Below are 17,291 nucleotides of genomic sequence, written 5' to 3' on the forward strand. Positions count from 1 at the left end.
TCCTTCAAAAAATTATTTACCGAGCACGACGGCGCTGTAAGAACCGCCCGTAGCAAAGGACGTGACCAAGATTTTCTTGAAGCCCGCAGTTGCGACCTTCTTCTTAGAAACTTCGCCATTTGCGATAAAGTAGGCGTTTTCTTCAGCAAGTTCACCACCGAGCATGAGAGCGGCTTCGGCAGCGGCGAGTGTCGCAGAAGCGGCACGGCCTTCGCCCACGCGTTCCTTCACCTGGAAGAGCGGGAGGCTTGCAAGCTTGTCGCCAAACACGCGTGCGTATGCACCCTTTTCGATATCGTCAATCTTCTTGAAGCCGTTTGCAAAACCGCAGACAGCGTCAATTTCGTCAATGCTCACGCCTGCATCGTTGAGAGCATCCTTGATAGCAAGGTCAAGAGCTTCGTCAGAACCGGAGATGTGGCCGAACTTCACGTTCTTGCGGCCGTTGCCGTAACCGAGGGCGTAGCAGTAAACCTTTGCACCACGGGACTTGGCGTAGTCTTCGGTTTCCATGATGATAGAAACAGAGCCATCGCCCACCACAAAGCCATTGGAGTTGGAATACGGTTCCACCACCTTGTCGGCGGCGACGTTCATCTTCTGGCAGAGTTCGGTGATGATCGGGAGGTTTTCGTCCGTACCCGTAGCCATCATAGCCTCTTCCTGACCGTCGTGGATGACGTTCATGGAGTAGCCGATGCTATCGAGACCGGAGAGCGGACCCGTCGTGATGGTGACGCCGTAGCCCTTAATTCCAGAGAGAATCGAGAGGTAACCACCGGCGGCATTATAAACTGTGTGAGGGAACTTGAAGGCGCTACCGCCAGCATTACCAGCTTCGGCAATGAGTTCCTCGAAATCGTAAGTGGCACCGAGGCCGCCTTCGCTAGTACCCACGATGATACCAATCTGCTTGGCGTTGTCTTCAGTGACCGTAAAGTTTGCATCCTTGAGGGCGCGCATGCCGGACACGGTCTGGAGCTGGCCCAGATTGTCGAGCTTGCGGTAGAAGGCCATCTTGATGCCGAGTTCCTTGTAGTCGTCGTTCGTAACGGTCGAGCAAATGGAAGCGGATTCCGGGAGCTTACCGTTCTTGACGGCGTCAAGGTAAATTTCCTTGCTGTTACCGATCGGGCTTACAATGCCAATACCTGTCACAGCAATCTTCTTATCCTTAGCGACCTGGCTCTGCACATCGCCCGGCTTCTTGCTGAACACGATACTTGCGTTCGTGCCGCCGAAAGCGACGTTGTTGCTCATGACGCATTCGAGTTCCTTGGCACGCGGGGTGTTCTGCACGTAGTCCATCGAGCCGACCTTAGCCTTGAGGGCTTCGGAATCTTCGGCAGTGTAATGGAGTGTCGGGAGCACAGTGTTCGTCGTGAGAGCCTTGATGCTGAACACGGCTTCGATTGCACCGGCGGCGCCGAGGCAGTGGCCCGTCATTACCTTGGTCGAACTGACACTCAAGGTCGGATTTTCTTCGTCGAAGAACTTGTGGAATGCATTGATTTCTGCATTGTCGTTCTTGCCCGTACCCGTACCATGAGCGTTCAGATAACCGATGTCAGACTTCTTGATGCCAGAATTCTTGACAGCGCGGTCCATCGCTTCGAGGAGGCAGACGCCATCTTCGCGAGGAGCCGTAATGTGGTGAGCGTCGCTTGTGACACCTGCGCCGAGAACTTCGCAATAACGTTTGGCGTTACGCTTTTCGGCATGTTCCAGAGATTCGACAATCACGATGCCAGCGCCTTCACCGAGGGTGATGCCGTTGCAGTGGTTGAACGGAGAGCAACCGTTTTCGTCCAAGGCATGGAGAGATAGGAAGCCAGAGTACGGAACAGAAGCAAAGGAGTCGGAGCCACCGGCGATCACGACATCAGCCTTGCCTGCGCGGATAAGGTCGCAAGCAAGAGCAATGGAAATCGTACCGGCAGCGCAAGCGTTGCCCACGTTTGTGACAATGCCGCCCGCATGGCAAGCTTCGGCCACCTGGGAGGCGATTGCGGCAATGGGCATCTTCGGAATTTCGTTGACGTTCTTACCGTGGCGGTGGTACTGTTCAATGCTGAGGACTCCACCCACGCAGCTACCGATGATGACGCTTACGCGGCTGCTATCGGCAAAGTCACCGAGACCAGCATCATTCAGGGCTTCTTTCATAGCCTTGATGCAGAGCTTGGAGGCGCGGTCCTTTTCGTCCGGGCATTCGATATCGTCCAGCGTATCACAGTTCACTTCGGCAGCGAGGTCTGCATAGCAGTTCTTGGTATCGAGCGAAGTAGTCTTGTGAATACCGGAGACGGAATTCAGGGCGTTTTTCCAGGTTTCTTCAACATTGTTGCCTACGGCGCAGATAACGCCAAGGCCAGAAACAACACAGCGACGATTATTAGAAGTCATAGAAATTCCAAACAATACTCAAATAAAAAGGCTTGATTAAGCCTTGTTCTTTTCGATGAAAGCGGCGATGGTGTCGATGCTCTGGAAGTTTTCCTTAGCAACGCCAGTCATAGAAACGCCGAAGTTGTCATCGACGAAGGAGATGATTTCAAGGGAGTCCACGGAGTCAAGACCGATTTCTTCGCCGAAAAGCGGAGTATCGTAATTCAGGACATCGCCATCTACGCCGAGATCGGACATAAAGAATGCCTTGAGTTTGCTCTTGATTTCTTCGTTTGCCATATTTTTGTATCCTCTTTTGATAAAATTTTAGTGCAAAGATAGAAAAATATTCTTTCGTAAATTGCAGTTTTCACAAAAAACGTACAAAATGCAGTTTTCGAGGATAAATGGTAAATACGCATCACACCTATATTAGTTAGTGTGTTTAGGGCAAAATGCGTATTGTAAACTTTTTTAAAAAGTATGTTTTCTGTAATATATAAATACCATTTACAGTAATATTATTTACTAAATTTGAGCCATGATTTCATACGTATTTCCCGGTCAGGGTTCTCAGTTCCCAGGAATGGGCAAAGATTTATTCGAATCGAACGCCGACGTAAAGTCGATGTTCCTCAAGGCAAACGAAATTCTCGGCTTCAACATCACTGACGTGATGTTCAATGGCACCGCAGAAGACCTCAAGCAGACGAAAGTCACGCAGCCGGCAGTGTTCCTGCTCTCTGTTGCTATGGCAAAGGTCCAGGGTGGTAAGCCGGATATGGCCGCAGGTCACTCGCTCGGCGAATTCTCTGCACTCACGGCCACGGGCGCCATCACTTTTGAAGCAGGCCTCAAGCTCGTTGCAAAGCGTGCCGAAGCCATGCAGAAGGCTTGCGAACTCCGCCCGGGCACGATGGCCGCTGTTCTCGGCGGTTCTGATGAACTCGTCGAAGAAGCTTGCGCACAGGTCAAAGACGCAGCCGTTGTTCCGGCAAACTTCAACAGCCCGGGACAGGTCGTGATTTCTGGCGAAAAGGCCGGCATCGACGCTGTTGCAGCATACCTCACCGGCAAGGTGAAGCGCGTCGTTCCGCTGCAGGTCGGTGGTGCATTCCACTCCCCGCTCATGGAAAGCGCCCGTGCAGAACTTGCAAAGGCTATCGAAGAAACTGAATTTTCGACTCCGGTCTGCCCAGTCTACCAGAACGTAGACGCCAAGCCGCACACAGACCCGAACGAAATTAAGGCAAACCTTCTCACTCAGCTCACCTCCCCCGTCCGTTGGACACAGACGGTCAAGAACATGATTGCAGACGGTGCCACGGAATTTAAGGAACTTGGCCCCGGCGAAGTCCTTACCAACCTTATCAAGCGCATTCAGAAGTAAGCGCAAACACACAGGAATACTATGTGGGATAAATCGTATTTAGAAAAGTTGAGCGAACGCAACGCCAAGGCACAGGCCGGTGGTGGCGCCGCTCGTGTAGAAAAGCAGCATTCCCAGGGCAAGCTCACCGCTCGCGAACGCCTTGAGATCCTTTTTGACAAGGGAACATTCAAGGAAATCGGTGCCATGCGCCTTTCCCAGAGCATCGAGCTCCCGGAATCCAAGCGCATTTACGGTGACGGTGTCGTGACGGGTTACGGCAAGATCAATGGCCGCCCGGTTTACGCCTGCTCCCAGGACTTCACGGTGAGCGGCGGTTCTCTCGGTTCCGCACACGCGAAGAAGATTTGCCACGTGATGGACCTCGCCCTTGATTCCATGGTGCCGTTTATCAGCATCAACGATGGCGGTGGTGCCCGTATCGAAGAAGGCGTTAGCTCCCTCGACGGTTACAGTGGCATTTTTGCCCGTAACACTTGGGCAAGCGGCGTGATTCCGCAGATTTCCGTGATTCTCGGACCGTGCGCAGGTGGTGCTTGCTACTCCCCGGCTATTACAGACTTTATCTTCATGACCGAAAAGACGAGCCAGATGTTCATCACGGGCCCGGCCGTCGTGAAGGCTGTGACTGCTGAAGTCGTGACCCCGGACCAGCTCGGTGGCGCAGGCGTTCATTCTTCCAAGTCCGGCGTTGCACACTTCGTGTACAAGGACGACAAGGAATGCCTCGAAGGCGTGCGTAACTTGCTCAAGTACCTCCCGCAGAGCAACACAGACAAGTCTGTCGCTCAGGCCGGTACGATCGTGGACAAGTCCGCCGACATCGAAGAAATCATTCCGGACAACTTCAAGCGCGCTTACGATGTCCGTGACGTGCTCAACTGCTTTGCCGATAAGGATTCCTTCCTCGAAATCCAGCCGGAATTTGCAAAAAACGTTGTCATCGGCTTTATCCGCCTCGACGGTAACGTGATTGGCGTTGTCGCTAACCAGCCGAAGTACCTCGCCGGTTCTTTGGACGTGGACGCTAGCGATAAGGCTGCACGCTTTGTCCGCTTCTGCGATAGCTTCAACATTCCTATCCTTACGCTCGAAGACGTTCCGGGTTACATGCCGGGTACGAAGCAGGAACACAACGGCATTATCCGCCACGGTGCAAAGCTCCTCTTTGCATACGCCGAAGCAACAGTGCCGCGCGTGACGCTCATCCTCCGCAAGGCTTACGGTGGCGCATACATCGCCATGAACAGCAAGAACCTCGGTGCAGACTGCGTGTTCGCTCTCCCGATCGCTCAGATCGCCGTTATGGGTGCTGAAGGCGCTGTCGACATTCTCCGCAGAAAGGAAATCGCCGCTTCTGCTGAACCGGCCAAGCTCCGCGAACAGTACATCAACGAATACGAAGAAAAGTACTTGAACCCGTACATTGCCGCTGGCAACGGATTCATTGACGAAGTCATTGAACCGAAGAGCGTTCGTGACCGCCTTGTTTCTGCGTTCGAAAACTTGAAGAACAAGAAGAAGGCTGTGCTTTGGAAGAAGCACGGAAATATTCCGCTGTAATTCAGTTTATTGCGAAATTAAAAGTCCCGATTCGAAAGAATCGGGATTTTTTTGTTATACGAGAAATTATGGGTCCTATCGGCACTTCGTGCCTCCAGGATGACAACGCGTTTTAAGCGAGGGTTTTCACGAGGGTGTCGTGCAAGAGGCCGTTGGTAAAGATGACTTGTTCGGCGTCGACGAACTGCATGGGAGAGCCATCGATGTGTGTGGACTTGCCACCCGCTTCTTCGACGAGGAGCGCAATTGCCGCGATGTCCCACGGATAGCTCATGGTCATCACAAAGCAATCAATGCGGCCGCAGGCCGTGAAGCAGCCTTCAATCACTGCAGAGCCCAGGCACTTCACGCGTTCGAACGTTTCGGCTTCACGGGCAAAATTGTGCGAATTCTGCGCATTGATTTTTGCGGCATCGCCCACGTTAAAGTCTCCGTTCGAAACAATTGCATGAGTCGGATTCGATTCGCGGCTCACGTGAATTTGTTTGCCATTCATGAATGCGCCCATGCCTTTTGCGGCTGTGTAGAGTTCACCGAGTTTGGGCAAATTAACAACCGCCACCAGCGGTTTGCCTTCGAAATGGAGCGCAATAGAAATTCCCCACAGCGGAATACCACGGCTAAAGTTCACCGTGCCATCGACCGGGTCGATAATCCAGCGGTAGCGCGGGTCGGAGCCTTCGATAATGCCCGCTTCTTCGGTGCGGATGGAGTGCGTCGGGAAAGCAGCACGAAGCCCTTCGACAATAAGCTTTTCACTAGAGACATCGGCAATGGTCACAACGTCTTTGGCAGTCTTGTAGCGGACATTGCCAAGGTTATTTTGGAGTTCAAGGCAAAGGTCGCCTGCTTTAAGAGCTAGTTCCTTTGCGACATTCAAAAAGTCTTCTGTATTCATTTCTTTTTATTTCTTGTACGCGCAGCAGCGGAAGCCGATCGTCGAGGACTTGTAGAACGAGGCGGCAGCACGGTAATAAAGCTTTTCACCTGTGAGGAATACAGCTTCCTTGGTTGTCGGCTTGTATGTGAGCCCGTTTGCAAGAGAATCAAGCCAGGCATCGCCACCCTTCTTGTACTCGGAATAAAGCGAGAAGTCCTTCCCTATCACCTTTCCATTGGCATCTACAACATCATAGAACTGGAGCGTGTCCTTGAAGTCCTTTGTTGTCAATTTTTGGTACAAAGTTCTAGTCGTATCGGCAGCATAGACCGTATCGACCTTTGTGCCTTCGCGGTAGAGATAAACAGTATCTTGCGTATAGCCCGGACGCGTGTAATACGGGAAAGCGCGGTTGGTGCAATAGGCAATCGATTCACGGTCAAGGCCTTCATAAATCATATAGCTAGAACCCTTCACCACGGCGACAGAATCTTCAGAACGGCCCATCACCCATTCCTGGAACTGGCCGGGCAAGTCCCTCACGCCCATCGGATTCATGCACTGGGGGTCGCGCTTCGCGATATCTTCTGCAATTGCGGCATTCCCTGTGCTCACATTGCAATACCTGAAGAGATAATCCGAAGACTTGTCATCTTCTTCAATCACGCCGTACGGGAGCGAACCGCCCGAGAGACAAGTCAGTTCCCAGTCGCGTTCCTTGCAAAGAGAAACTTCAAAACCGCTTGCAGAAATTGCTTCGCAAGCTGCAACCGCTTCGGAATGCAGAACATTCGTCATGAACTTTCCATCGGCACTGCGGTGTTCATACCGCTCCATGCAGAACGATGTCGTATCAGACGTCGAGACGGCGACAAAGCCTTCCGGGCATTTCAATTCATCACCGAGCTTACCCGGCGAAACAAAAACCGTATCCTGCAAGACACCGGACTTGTAGCCCGAGCTGTCGACAGAATTGAGGCGCAAGATTATCGTATCACCAGGAGCGACTCTACGGATCGTATAAGAGATAAAGCTTGCGGTATCCAAGGCGTCATACTCGAAACCGCCCTTTCCGTCTCTGCGGTAGCGGGAATAGATACCATCCTTATCCGCATCTGCATACAGGTTCCAGGACTTGTCTAGTTTGTTGTAATATCTAACTGTATACTTCGAGACATCTTCATAGCATTCCTGGATATTGCACCCTCTCGGAATCACGAGTTCGGAATCCACAGAAATCCCATGCTTAAACTTGAGCGGGTCCACGCTGCGGTTCCAATAGATACGGACATGGTTATTGCTATCCAGCTTGGCAAATCCTGGGAAGAGAGAATCTTCTTCGAAGAAAACCTTTTTCGGCATCAACGGAGCGATGGAGTCCGTCGTCATGAATCCGCGCCAGTCCTTAGGATCGACCTGAGGGTCGCCCTGGGAACCGCTTCGATTGCCGACTTCGTCCCAAGCCGAGAATCCAATCTTGTATTCATAGTCTTCGGTATTGGAGCGCGTGCGAAGCCCTTCGATAATAAGCCTGAAATTGTTCTTTGCGGGGTCTTGCGTATTGTAGCCTTCCCCATCAAAAATGACGAGGCGAAGGTAGTTTTTCACCTTGTCGCTGCGTTCCACATTCTGGACATAGAAGGAATCAACCGAGCGTACAATCTGGGCATCGCGCTTGAAATACTTATCCCCTGTGTAATCCGTCCCCTTCGGCGTCTGAACGGAGACCTTGAGATCGCGGATATCTTCGTCCGGGCGGTCGATGGCGTAAATGACGACGTTATAGCCAAAAATTTTTCCGTCATTCACCCCTTGCTTATGGAAGCTCGTCTGGTCCGTCGGACGGTCCCAAGAAATCAGCACACCCTTAGACCAAACGGAATCCTCGGGCACGACATTTGAAGGAGCGATATTATCCTTAAAACGAAGGACGGTACGCTGCACGGCCCCCGGATCCCTGCCATCGGAATATTCGCAGAAGAGGGCGACCTGAAGCGAGTCATAACCGTCATCGATAAACTGGGCGACCCTGTCCGTCAAATCGAGCGTATCGTAGTAACGTCCATTCGTCTTGTATTCAAAGAAAAAGGCTTCTTTATTCGACGAATCATGCGCCTGCGCAATCTGCTTATTGTTCACAGCCTTCGACGTATCGTCGACAATGAACCTATCGAGCCAAACGCACAAACCGGAATAATCATCGAGGTGGTAAGGGTATCGATAGCGAATTTTATAGCAAGGGCGACCGTCGGCAGTGTCCGCACCGCAATCTTCAAGGACTGAAATTTCAGAAATTTCCCTATCAAAAGAGAACTCCGGACCTTCATCATCGTCGGAGCAGGCCAAGAGGAACAGAGCAAAAACAGATAAGAGATAAAGTTTTAAAAAGCGCATAGAATTCACGCTATTAATTTAGAAAAAATGCTGAATAAAAACAAAAACCGGGCGCTTTCGCGTCCGGCTTTTAAAAGCTAACCAAAGTTATTAGGCTTCTTCAGGATAGACAGAGACCTTCTGGCGCTTTGCATCGAGGCGTTCGAACTTCACAGTGCCATCAACGAGGGAGAACAAGGTAAAGTCCTTGCCCATACCGACATTGTTGCCCTTGTGGAAGTGAGAACCGCGCTGACGAACGATGATGTTGCCAGCCTTGACGGTTTCGCCCGCATACTTCTTAACACCAAGGTACTTGGCGTTACTGTCGCGGCCGTTACGTACTGAACCTTGACCTTTCTTATGTGCCATGGATTAAGCCTCCTTAGCCTTACGCAAAGAGTTCTTCTTGACCTTAGCCGGCTTCGGAAGTCCCTGAGCGATCTTTTCCTTGCGAGTGAGCGGCTTGTTCTGAGCCTTCTGCTTAGCAAGGGCAGCCACGCGAGCGCGGTTGCGGGTAATAACTTGAGGGTCTACGACTGCAGATTCAGCGCCAGAGCGGAGTTCCGTGACGAGCACCTCGGTATAGCCCTGACGATGACCGTTACGACGTTCGTAACGAGTACGACGCTTCTTCTTGAACACGATGATCGTGTCTTCCTTGCCATGGGCGAGAATTTCGACCTTGACAGAAGCATCATTCAGGACAGGGGTGCCGACTTGCACTTCTTTTCCGGAGAAAAGAAGGACGGACTTGAGCTCCAGTTCAGAACCAACAGCGGCGTCGATCAACGGGAGCTTGTAGGCCTTGCCGAGCTCGACTTTATACTGGAAACCACCTGCTTCAACAATAGAATACATTTTGTAATCCTTTTTAGTTTGCTATTGGGACCACAAATTTAGTAATAGTGCACAGAAAATCAAAGGGGCACAGGAGTGAAAAATGATAAAAAAATGAATTTTCGAGAAATAAGCAGCTCGTTTAAGCCTATTCTCTCGTCTCTCATCACTCGTCTCACATCTCTTTTTGCTAAATTGTCTTCGGAATTTTATAAAGGATCCCCTAATGAGCAAAATTATCAGCCTTGATGGCGATTGGCAGATGATCTGGGACACGGAAGACACCGGCATCTCCAATCGTTGGTATGCAACGTATCCTGAAAAAACACAGACTGTTAGCGTTCCCCACATCTGGGAAAGAGCTTTTGACAAGCTTTTGATGGCCCAGGACTGCGCATTCTATTTCAAGAGATTCACGATTGACGACGAAAAGCAAGTCACAAAGCGCATTTTCCTCCGCTTTGAAAAGATCGCAACACACGCCACCATCTGGCTTAACGGTAAGCTTTTGGGCGACCACTTTGGCGCCTACACGTCCTTTGTCATTGAAACGCAGAAGGCTATCAAGCTCGGCGAAGAAAACATCCTTTGCATCCGCGTTGCAAACATGGGTGCAACAAATAGCCGCATCGACTTCGGTCGCGAAAGCAAGGAAGGCGCAAATGACCGCTATGCCCACCCGGGCGAAATGCCGGTTGGCCTCCCCTGGTCGCAGTATCCGTATGGCGGTATCTGCGGTCACGTGGACTTGATTCTCGGCAACGCCGCATTCATTTCTGACATTCACGTCGAACCGGACATGGACCAGGAACGCGTTTCTGTCGAAGCATTCTTCAACAACCCGCGCGGTTACCAGTCCCGCCTCCGCATCCTCATGAAGAACCCGAACGGCGACGTTTACGAATTCTTCAAGGACATCAAGCTCGAAAAGGAAAACGCCACGCAGAAGTTCTTGCTTGGCATCAAGGACTGGAAGAAGGACAAGTGCGTCTGGAGTCCGGAACGTCCGAACCTGTTTGCCATCGAAATGCAGCTCGAAATCAAGGGCGCCAAGGGCAAGGCTCCGGAATACACCTTCCCTGTCGTGAAGACGTTCGGTTTCCGCAAGTTCGACTGCCTCAAGGGTGACTACTACATCAACGACTCCATCGTGAAGCTCATGGGCGTGAGCTACAACCAGCAGTGGAGCGAAGGCGGCCTCTGGACCGACCAGAACCCGGCTCTCGAAAAAGACTTGAACGCCGTGAAGGCAGCAGGCTTCAACGTCATCCGTTCTTGCGGCGCTCCGCTCAGCAGCACGGCTCTCGACATCTGCGACAAGATTGGTTTGTTCGTGTTCCAGGAATTCCCAATCCACACGATGCGTTCTACCGCACAGGGCCTCGAAATCACGAAGAAGCTCATCAACGACATGGTGCGCGACCAACACAACCATCCGTGTATCGCAGCCTGGATTCTTGGTTCCGAAAACGGAACATTCATGCTCCAGAACGGTAACAAGCTTTTGAACGCTATTAGCCCGATCGACACCTGCCGCCCGGCGATTAGCAACTTCAACAGTATCTACCTCGACAACGAAGCAAACTTCCACAAGGATACGGGTAAGATTATCCCGGTCTCCATCGACCGCATTTCGCAGTACGCTACGATGCGCGTGAACCCGCGTTTAAACCCGAGTGCCGCTTACACGCACTACCTCGCCCACATGCTGGACAAGGAAGACGAAGAGCTCATGGTGCCGGATACGGGTCTTGGCGACAGCCACTTCCAGGATGAAGAAGAACCGATTTTGAACGACATCGAGAACAAGGTCTTGGTGACGCTCAAGAACAATACGCTCTTCCCGAAACGCGCGACCACCATTGCCGGTCCTCGCAGCGTCAAGAGCCAGAAGGCTATCAAGAACGAATTCAAGTCTGTGGAAACGTTCGTCGACGATAGCAAGCTCTCCATTTGGCCGAACTTCGAATCGTTCAACGCCGATGTTTACCGCATTGCGCTCAAGAGCAAGTACGACCAGATTACGGCTTTCCAGAGCAACCCGCAGATTTCCGGATTCTTCCTCGACCAGTGGGCCGACAACGGCACCGACTTCAGCGGTCTTAACGACGAAAACAGAAAGTCCAAGGGCGTCCAGAATTTCGCTCGCGAAATCACAACTCCGAGCCGCGTGCTCATCAGCGAACTTGAACACGTCGCCACACCGCAGAGCGAAGTCAGCTTCCAGCTCACGCTTTTGAACAACAGCCGTTTGGAAGATGTGGAAATCGAAGTTTCGCTCCTCGACGCTAAGGACAAAGTCCTCAACACGCAAAAGGTCATGCCGGAAGAACCTGCAGAAAAGAAGACTCTTACGCAGCTTGGCATTTGCACGTTGATGGCTCCGCGCGCAACCGGCATGTACAAGATTAAGCTCACGCTCAAGGATTGCGGCAAGGAAATCCATTCCAGCTACGAAGACTTGATCGTGATTGAACAGGCCGACGTGAAGGACGCCATGAGCAAGGTCTGCTTCTTGGATAACTATGACGAATCGAGCGATGTGCTCGCCGCTCTCGACGGTTCCGAACAAATTATCTTCACTGCAAACTTGAGTTCTTGGCCAGATGAAATCTTGGAAAAGATTATCGATGTCACGAAGAACGGCGGCAAGACTTTGTTGCTCTCCGATATGACGACTGAAGATATCGACCTCTTGAACCAGAGCCACAACTTTGAAAACAAGATTGAAGCACACTGGACAACGGGTGCAAACGAATTCAGCTTGCACTACTTGCCGAAGGATTCTCCGCTCCTCGCTGTGTTCGGTGGCAACGGCGTTCTCGACCACAACTCTGCATCGGCCATGCCGGGCATTTCGTTGAACGAGCTCGCTGGCGCTAAGGTTTACGCACGTTCCGTGACACTCAAGGATGGCGAAATCAAGACGGGTGTGGACTTGCAGCTCGTGCCGTTTGGCAAGGGTCAGATCATGTTCAACCAGTTCAGCGTGATTGAAGGCTTGGAAACGAACGCCCTTTCGGATGCTCTGTTCACGGCAATCGTGAACTTGCTGTAATCCAGAATCGGCATAGTTCAAACGCAATTACAAGAGTCCCGCCCTGGTGCGGGACTTTTTCGTTAAAAAGGAGGTGCCCGCTCGGAGCGGAGGCGGGCATGACAAAGCACGCAAACCGTCATCCTGAGGGCGACAGCCCGAAGGATCCAGTGCAGAACTTATTAAATTTCTATATTACTCAATATGACACAGAATAACATTAATTTGGAAAAATACTCTGACGAGCTCGCCAACAAAGCAAAGAACGCGAGCAAGAAAATTCGTACATTGAGCGCCGAAAAGCGCGCAGCCGTGCTCGCACGTGTTGCAGAAATCCTCCGTGCAAAGAAGCCGGAAATTCTCGCCGCCAACAAGCTTGACCTCGAAGCTGCCGCCGGCAAGCTCGACGATTCCAAGATGGATCGCCTGACGTTGAACGATGCCCGCATCGAATCCATGGCCAAGGGCGCCGAAGAAATCGCCGCATTTACCGACCCGCTCGGTCGTGTTCTTGAATCTCGTGAACTCAAGAACGGCATCAAGATTAGCCGTGTCGCGGTGCCGATAGGTTCTGTGTTCTTTATTTTTGAAAGCCGCCCGAACGTGACGATTGACGGCGCTTGCCTTTGCTTTAAGGCGGGCAATGCCGTGATTCTCCGTGGCGGTAAGGAATCGCTAAACTCTGCTAAGTGCCTCGCCGGAATTTTCCACCAGGCTCTTGAAGAAAACGGCGTCGACAAGGATGCCGTGCAGCTCGTGACCGAAACGAGCCATGACCTCGTGGGCATGCTCTTGCAGCGCAACGATTGCCTCGACCTCGTAATTCCTCGCGGTGGCGAACGCTTGATCCGCGCCGTCGTGGAACAGAGCAAGATTCCTGTCATCAAGCACTTCAACGGCATCTGCCATGTGTACGTGGACAAGTCCGCCGACATGGAAAAGGCAGTGAACATTCTCATCAACGCGAAGACTCAGCGCACGGGCGTGTGCAACGCCATGGAATGCGTGATTATCGACCGCCATATCGACGATGCCAACGTGAAAAAGCTCATTGATTGCCTCGCCGACCGTGGCGTGGAACTCTTTGGCAACAAAGATGCTCAAAGTCACGACAGCCGCATCAAGGACATCGGTGACGACAGCAACTACCATCACGAATACCTCGCCCTCAAGGCTAGCGTCAAGTTCGTCGATAACGTCGAAGAAGCCTGCGACCACATCGAAAAGAACAGCAGCCGCCACACGGAAGCTGTCGTTGCAGAAGACGCAAGCGTTCAAGATTACTTCGTCGCAAACGTCGATAGCAGCAGCGTGATGGTGAACGCCAGCACACGCTTTGCAGACGGTGGCGAATACGGTCTCGGTGCCGAAGTGGGAATTTCTACGGACAAGCTCCATGCACGCGGCCCAATGGGCGTCGAAAGCCTCTGCAGCTACAAGTGGATTTTGCGCGGTAACGGACAGGTTAGAGGTTAATCATGAAGTTTGAAGACTTAATCAAAGAAGTAAAGTTCGAAGTGGAATTCGGTGGCGTGAAGCTCGCACCGGCAATCGTTCAGGACGCCGACAAGGGCGATGTGCTGATGATGGCATGGATGAACGAAGAAGCACTCCGCCGCACGCACGAATGTGGCGAAATGGTTTTCTGGAGCCGTAGCCGCAAAGAATACTGGCACAAGGGCGACACAAGCGGAAACGTGATGACGGTAGTCGAATGGGCCGCTGACTGCGACTCCGATGCGCTGCTTTTCAAAGTGCGAATGCAAGGGCCGCAAGTCGCTTGCCACACAGGCGCTCGCAGCTGTTTCTTCAAAACTTGCGATAAGTAAAAATTTAGCTCGGCCAAATGCCGAGCTTTTTTTAATTACCAAAGATTCACGCCGAGCGAAACTCCAAACATGTGATAGACTGCGCCAAAGGATTTTGGATAATCGCTATTCCTAGAACCCTCAGGTTCTGCAGTACCAAACATCACTTTATACTTAATTCTTAATAGAAAAGCAACTGATAACGAGCCAACGCGTTCAGGCTTGGTCGCAAAAAAGCGGACATCCACATTCGTGCCGAGCACCCAATGCGGAACAATATAATAGTCTTCGAGCGCCCCCATATGCGTTTGCGCAATACCTACAAAAGGTTCAACACGCAATGCATGCGAGTCATAGGCATTGAAGCCAAGCGTCAAGCCCTCCGTTCCATCACGATTCGAACTTTCATTACCAGGCTCATCCCATTTCGGCTGATTATTCAAGCCAAATTCCATAAAAAATGACAGCGCAAAACGCTTGTATCGCAATTGGGCTTCTAGCTGGAACGCCCCTGCCATTTTATCTTTGACATAGTCTGTAATCTCGCCACTGACAAAGCCACTCCATGTACCGATGTAAAGGTCTAGACCTCCAGTATAGAATTTATGCGCAATCGGGTCTTTCTGGAACAAGCGCTGTTGAGCCATATACTTTTCAACAAAAGGAATGATCTGTTCCTTCAAGTATCGCGCGTGTTCATCGTGAGAATATTCTTCTACATATTGCTTTGCATTCTTCAGGAAGTCTTCTGCCGCAGTCGTATCTGCAATCTCTTTAAAAAAGTATCCGCCTTCGCCACCAAAGGAATAGCCCCTTAAAATAATAACGATATCCGCATAGACAAGAGCCTTAAAAAGCGCCTTATTTTGTTGTTTGGCATCAGAACTATCCACCAATGCAATCAGGGAATCGGCCTTCGGCTTTGTAAACGAAGTAAAATTGCGGAAAAGGTAAAAACGCAAAATATCATCCCCCGCATCGACAAGCCTATCGTTTCGAGGGGAATACGTAGAATCGAGCACAAGTCGGCGCGTATCGGCGTAAATGGGAATAGCCTCATCGTACTCCCCCATTTCCATCAAGGCCAAATACTCTTCAAAATACGACAATGGAGCACCCTCGGCAAGATTTTGCTTCAGGTAATCAATAGCGAGCCTAGAGCGAGCAAAGTCCTTTGATTCAAGCGATGTTTTCAAAGCGTCGCGGGCACGCGAAAACAGTTCCTTTTTCGAAGGAGTGGCAAAAGACACCACAACAGAAATCAGCAGGACAAGAACAAATAAAGTTTTCCTCATTTGCTTTACCAAAAATACAAGCCCAAGCCAAGAGCAAAGAACACATCATGACCATTCCCGCGCGTGACAGGGAATCCCTTTTTCATATCCAGTTGAGATACCCCGAATTTACTCACAACCGCAACAGACCAAACTCCATAACTATCTATGCTCCTAAAAGATGTGGCAAATTTTAAGTCGACATTCACGCCCAGTGTTAAGGCGGATCCAAAAAACTCCGTATCTTCACTGCCCCAATCATCAAAACTATAATATGAATAATCTTTACCATTGTGGACGGAATCAAAATAAGGTTTCACAGGATCGGCGTTAAATAGGCACTTGCTAAAGCCCACATACGGGCGAATTTTCCAATAACGGCTATCATACGCCACAAATCCAAAGGACATACCCAAATTTATAACACCTTTATGCCCCGCATTTATCAGTTCTCCCGAAACAGAAAGGCGGCTTAATTGCAAATAAACTTCACCATTTACAGGATAGCTTGATGGTTTTGCAAGATCCTTACGGTAATGGCCACTGTAACCAAAGCCACCACCCAAAAAATAAACATTAAAGCCAATTCCGCCCGTATAGAACCGACTGGCAATAATTTCTTCTGAGCGGGCATTGCGGTCTTTGAGGAACTCCACTCTAAAAGAAGCTCGTTCCAAGGGTTCCAAAACACATGTCCGCACCCACTCCGCATCAGGATGGTCGCTATAATTTTCAACAAAGTATGACGCAAGCGTTCTGACTTTTTCAATGTTATCACGACTGTCATACGCCATTGGCAAATACAGCATCAGCCTCAGTTCGTGAATTTCGGCTTCCGTCAAGTCTGATTCGGTATCGAGATAACGTTCAATGCCTTCATAGAGGCTTTTCGAAGCAAATTTGTTAATATAGTCCTCTGCATAAGCCATCAAGCCATCATTTCCGACATAAGCTTCGTTTTGCAAGCTGGTAGAATCGTACGCATTCTGAAGACGTTGCACAAGCATCTTAAGCATGGCTCGATACATTTTCAAGTCGTTGTACGCCGCAAACTTTTCACCCGCATGAATCGTTTTTACAGGGTACGACTGCATATTTTCCAGTTCTTCAATTTTTTGAGAAACAGCGGCAGTATCCTTGTTACGAATGGCATCAAGCAGCTCTTCACGGGCTTTGTAGACGGGCTCTAACTCAGAGCCTTCCTGATTCAAAAGAGACTGTTCAAATTCATTTTGCGACGTTTGAACATCCATCAATGAACGTTCAAAATCACTCAGTGCCGATGAATCTGCAGCGTACAAAGTCTTTAGGAATACGCAAACGAAAATAGCAAGTACACTCCGTTTCATTTTGCACCTCCAAAATCGACGCGATAAAAATCAGCCGTCGCAATTATACAGGGAGGTACGAAAAAACGGCTCATCGTGGGGATTTCATTTGGAATCGTAAATCCTTTTATGAAAACAAAATTTGCACCGACAGAACGAGCAGCGTCAATCAGCACTTTTTCGGGATGACCTTCTGGGCAGTTTCCGGAACCATCCGTTTCAGCAATTCCCAAATACGTGCTATTTTGCGGTATCACAGGGATATCGGAGGCGTAAACCACACGCACTGTAGCATTTGAATCCAGCGGAGATTCTTGATTTCGAGATTTCACAAGAGAATACGGCGCTGAAGTGCACGAAGCGAGCACATATAGGCAAGTAGCAATAACAAAATAAAATACAGGTTTCAT

General features: G+C 50.5%; 14 protein-coding genes. 5 read left to right on the plus strand and 9 right to left on the minus strand.

Annotated elements, in window-relative coordinates; all coding sequences use genetic code 11:
* Positions 1-12: 12 nt before the first annotated feature.
* Together B7982_RS01945 and B7982_RS01950 are read right to left on the minus strand one after the other, a co-directional pair.
* Positions 13-2,406, minus strand: a complete 2,394-nt coding sequence (locus tag B7982_RS01945; RefSeq protein ID WP_088659545.1) for a beta-ketoacyl-[acyl-carrier-protein] synthase family protein — start codon at positions 2,404-2,406, stop codon at positions 13-15.
* Positions 2,407-2,442: 36 nt separating this feature from the next.
* Positions 2,443-2,688: an acyl carrier protein gene (locus B7982_RS01950; protein ID WP_014544921.1), complete on the minus strand. Its 246-nt coding sequence runs from the start codon at positions 2,686-2,688 to the stop codon at positions 2,443-2,445.
* Positions 2,689-2,929: 241 nt separating this feature from the next.
* On the opposite strand from B7982_RS01950, the gene fabD reads away from it, so the two are divergent.
* A complete protein-coding gene (gene fabD, locus B7982_RS01955) occupies positions 2,930-3,778 on the plus strand; it encodes an ACP S-malonyltransferase (protein ID WP_088659315.1) in 849 nt (282 codons plus the stop codon).
* A gap of 21 nt (positions 3,779-3,799) precedes the next feature.
* Positions 3,800-5,341 carry an acyl-CoA carboxylase subunit beta gene (locus tag B7982_RS01960; RefSeq protein ID WP_073424024.1) on the plus strand — a complete coding sequence of 514 codons (1,542 nt, stop codon included), beginning with the start codon at positions 3,800-3,802 and terminating at the stop codon, positions 5,339-5,341.
* A 112-nt stretch (positions 5,342-5,453) separates the two neighbouring features.
* On the opposite strand, the gene B7982_RS01965 is transcribed toward B7982_RS01960, so the two are convergent.
* From B7982_RS01965 to rplU, 4 genes are all read right to left on the minus strand, one after another.
* Positions 5,454-6,239, minus strand: coding sequence for an inositol monophosphatase family protein (locus tag B7982_RS01965; RefSeq protein WP_088659316.1), 786 nt, complete (start codon positions 6,237-6,239; stop codon positions 5,454-5,456).
* Positions 6,240-6,245: 6 nt separating this feature from the next.
* Complete coding sequence (locus B7982_RS01970; protein WP_233138317.1) at positions 6,246-8,615, minus strand: hypothetical protein; 2,370 nt, start codon at positions 8,613-8,615, stop codon at positions 6,246-6,248.
* 90 nt (positions 8,616-8,705) lie between these two features.
* Positions 8,706-8,966, minus strand: coding sequence for a 50S ribosomal protein L27 (gene rpmA / locus B7982_RS01975; protein ID WP_014545145.1), 261 nt, complete (start codon positions 8,964-8,966; stop codon positions 8,706-8,708).
* Positions 8,967-8,969: 3 nt separating this feature from the next.
* Positions 8,970-9,455: a 50S ribosomal protein L21 gene (gene rplU / locus B7982_RS01980; RefSeq protein ID WP_072828036.1), complete on the minus strand. Its 486-nt coding sequence runs from the start codon at positions 9,453-9,455 to the stop codon at positions 8,970-8,972.
* Positions 9,456-9,660: 205 nt separating this feature from the next.
* Between rplU and B7982_RS01985 the strand changes: the two genes are divergently transcribed.
* The 3 genes from B7982_RS01985 to hisI all read left to right on the plus strand — a co-directional run bounded on the left by B7982_RS01985 (position 9,661) and on the right by hisI (position 14,300).
* Positions 9,661-12,492: a glycoside hydrolase family 2 protein gene (locus B7982_RS01985; protein WP_088659318.1), complete on the plus strand. Its 2,832-nt coding sequence runs from the start codon at positions 9,661-9,663 to the stop codon at positions 12,490-12,492.
* A 183-nt stretch (positions 12,493-12,675) separates the two neighbouring features.
* Positions 12,676-13,947: a glutamate-5-semialdehyde dehydrogenase gene (locus tag B7982_RS01990; protein WP_088659319.1), complete on the plus strand. Its 1,272-nt coding sequence runs from the start codon at positions 12,676-12,678 to the stop codon at positions 13,945-13,947.
* A 2-nt stretch (positions 13,948-13,949) separates the two neighbouring features.
* On the plus strand, positions 13,950-14,300 hold the full coding sequence (gene hisI, locus B7982_RS01995; RefSeq protein ID WP_088659320.1) for a phosphoribosyl-AMP cyclohydrolase: 351 nt from the start codon (positions 13,950-13,952) through the stop codon (positions 14,298-14,300).
* A gap of 35 nt (positions 14,301-14,335) precedes the next feature.
* Here hisI and B7982_RS02000 read toward each other — a convergent pair whose 3' ends face one another.
* The 3 genes from B7982_RS02000 to B7982_RS02010 are packed head-to-tail and all read right to left on the minus strand — an operon-like array spanning position 14,336 to position 17,291.
* Positions 14,336-15,574, minus strand: a complete 1,239-nt coding sequence (locus B7982_RS02000; RefSeq protein ID WP_088659321.1) for a hypothetical protein — start codon at positions 15,572-15,574, stop codon at positions 14,336-14,338.
* 5 nt (positions 15,575-15,579) lie between these two features.
* The gene (locus tag B7982_RS02005) at positions 15,580-16,902 is read right to left on the minus strand and encodes a hypothetical protein (protein WP_088659322.1); all 1,323 of its coding nucleotides are present in this window, start codon (positions 16,900-16,902) and stop codon (positions 15,580-15,582) included.
* Positions 16,899-17,291 carry a hypothetical protein gene (locus tag B7982_RS02010; protein ID WP_088659323.1) on the minus strand — a complete coding sequence of 131 codons (393 nt, stop codon included), beginning with the start codon at positions 17,289-17,291 and terminating at the stop codon, positions 16,899-16,901. Before B7982_RS02010 ends, B7982_RS02005 begins: the two co-directional genes overlap by 4 nt.

This window comes from Fibrobacter sp. UWB2 (assembly GCF_002210425.1).
Lineage (GTDB): Bacteria > Fibrobacterota > Fibrobacteria > Fibrobacterales > Fibrobacteraceae > Fibrobacter > Fibrobacter elongatus.

Excerpts from the sequence above, each read along its gene's own strand:
- B7982_RS01945 (WP_088659545.1), bottom strand. The coding sequence starts at position 2,406 with ATGACTTCTAATAATCGTCGCTGTGTTGTTTCTGGCCTTGGCGTTATC.
- B7982_RS01950 (WP_014544921.1), bottom strand. The coding sequence starts at position 2,688 with ATGGCAAACGAAGAAATCAAGAGCAAACTCAAGGCATTCTTTATGTCC.
- fabD (WP_088659315.1), top strand. The coding sequence starts at position 2,930 with ATGATTTCATACGTATTTCCCGGTCAGGGTTCTCAGTTCCCAGGAATG.
- B7982_RS01960 (WP_073424024.1), top strand. The coding sequence starts at position 3,800 with ATGTGGGATAAATCGTATTTAGAAAAGTTGAGCGAACGCAACGCCAAG.
- B7982_RS01965 (WP_088659316.1), bottom strand. The coding sequence starts at position 6,239 with ATGAATACAGAAGACTTTTTGAATGTCGCAAAGGAACTAGCTCTTAAA.
- B7982_RS01970 (WP_233138317.1), bottom strand. The coding sequence starts at position 8,615 with ATGCGCTTTTTAAAACTTTATCTCTTATCTGTTTTTGCTCTGTTCCTC.
- rpmA (WP_014545145.1), bottom strand. The coding sequence starts at position 8,966 with ATGGCACATAAGAAAGGTCAAGGTTCAGTACGTAACGGCCGCGACAGT.
- rplU (WP_072828036.1), bottom strand. The coding sequence starts at position 9,455 with ATGTATTCTATTGTTGAAGCAGGTGGTTTCCAGTATAAAGTCGAGCTC.
- B7982_RS01985 (WP_088659318.1), top strand. The coding sequence starts at position 9,661 with ATGAGCAAAATTATCAGCCTTGATGGCGATTGGCAGATGATCTGGGAC.
- B7982_RS01990 (WP_088659319.1), top strand. The coding sequence starts at position 12,676 with ATGACACAGAATAACATTAATTTGGAAAAATACTCTGACGAGCTCGCC.
- hisI (WP_088659320.1), top strand. The coding sequence starts at position 13,950 with ATGAAGTTTGAAGACTTAATCAAAGAAGTAAAGTTCGAAGTGGAATTC.
- B7982_RS02000 (WP_088659321.1), bottom strand. The coding sequence starts at position 15,574 with ATGAGGAAAACTTTATTTGTTCTTGTCCTGCTGATTTCTGTTGTGGTG.
- B7982_RS02005 (WP_088659322.1), bottom strand. The coding sequence starts at position 16,902 with ATGAAACGGAGTGTACTTGCTATTTTCGTTTGCGTATTCCTAAAGACT.
- B7982_RS02010 (WP_088659323.1), bottom strand. The coding sequence starts at position 17,291 with ATGAAACCTGTATTTTATTTTGTTATTGCTACTTGCCTATATGTGCTC.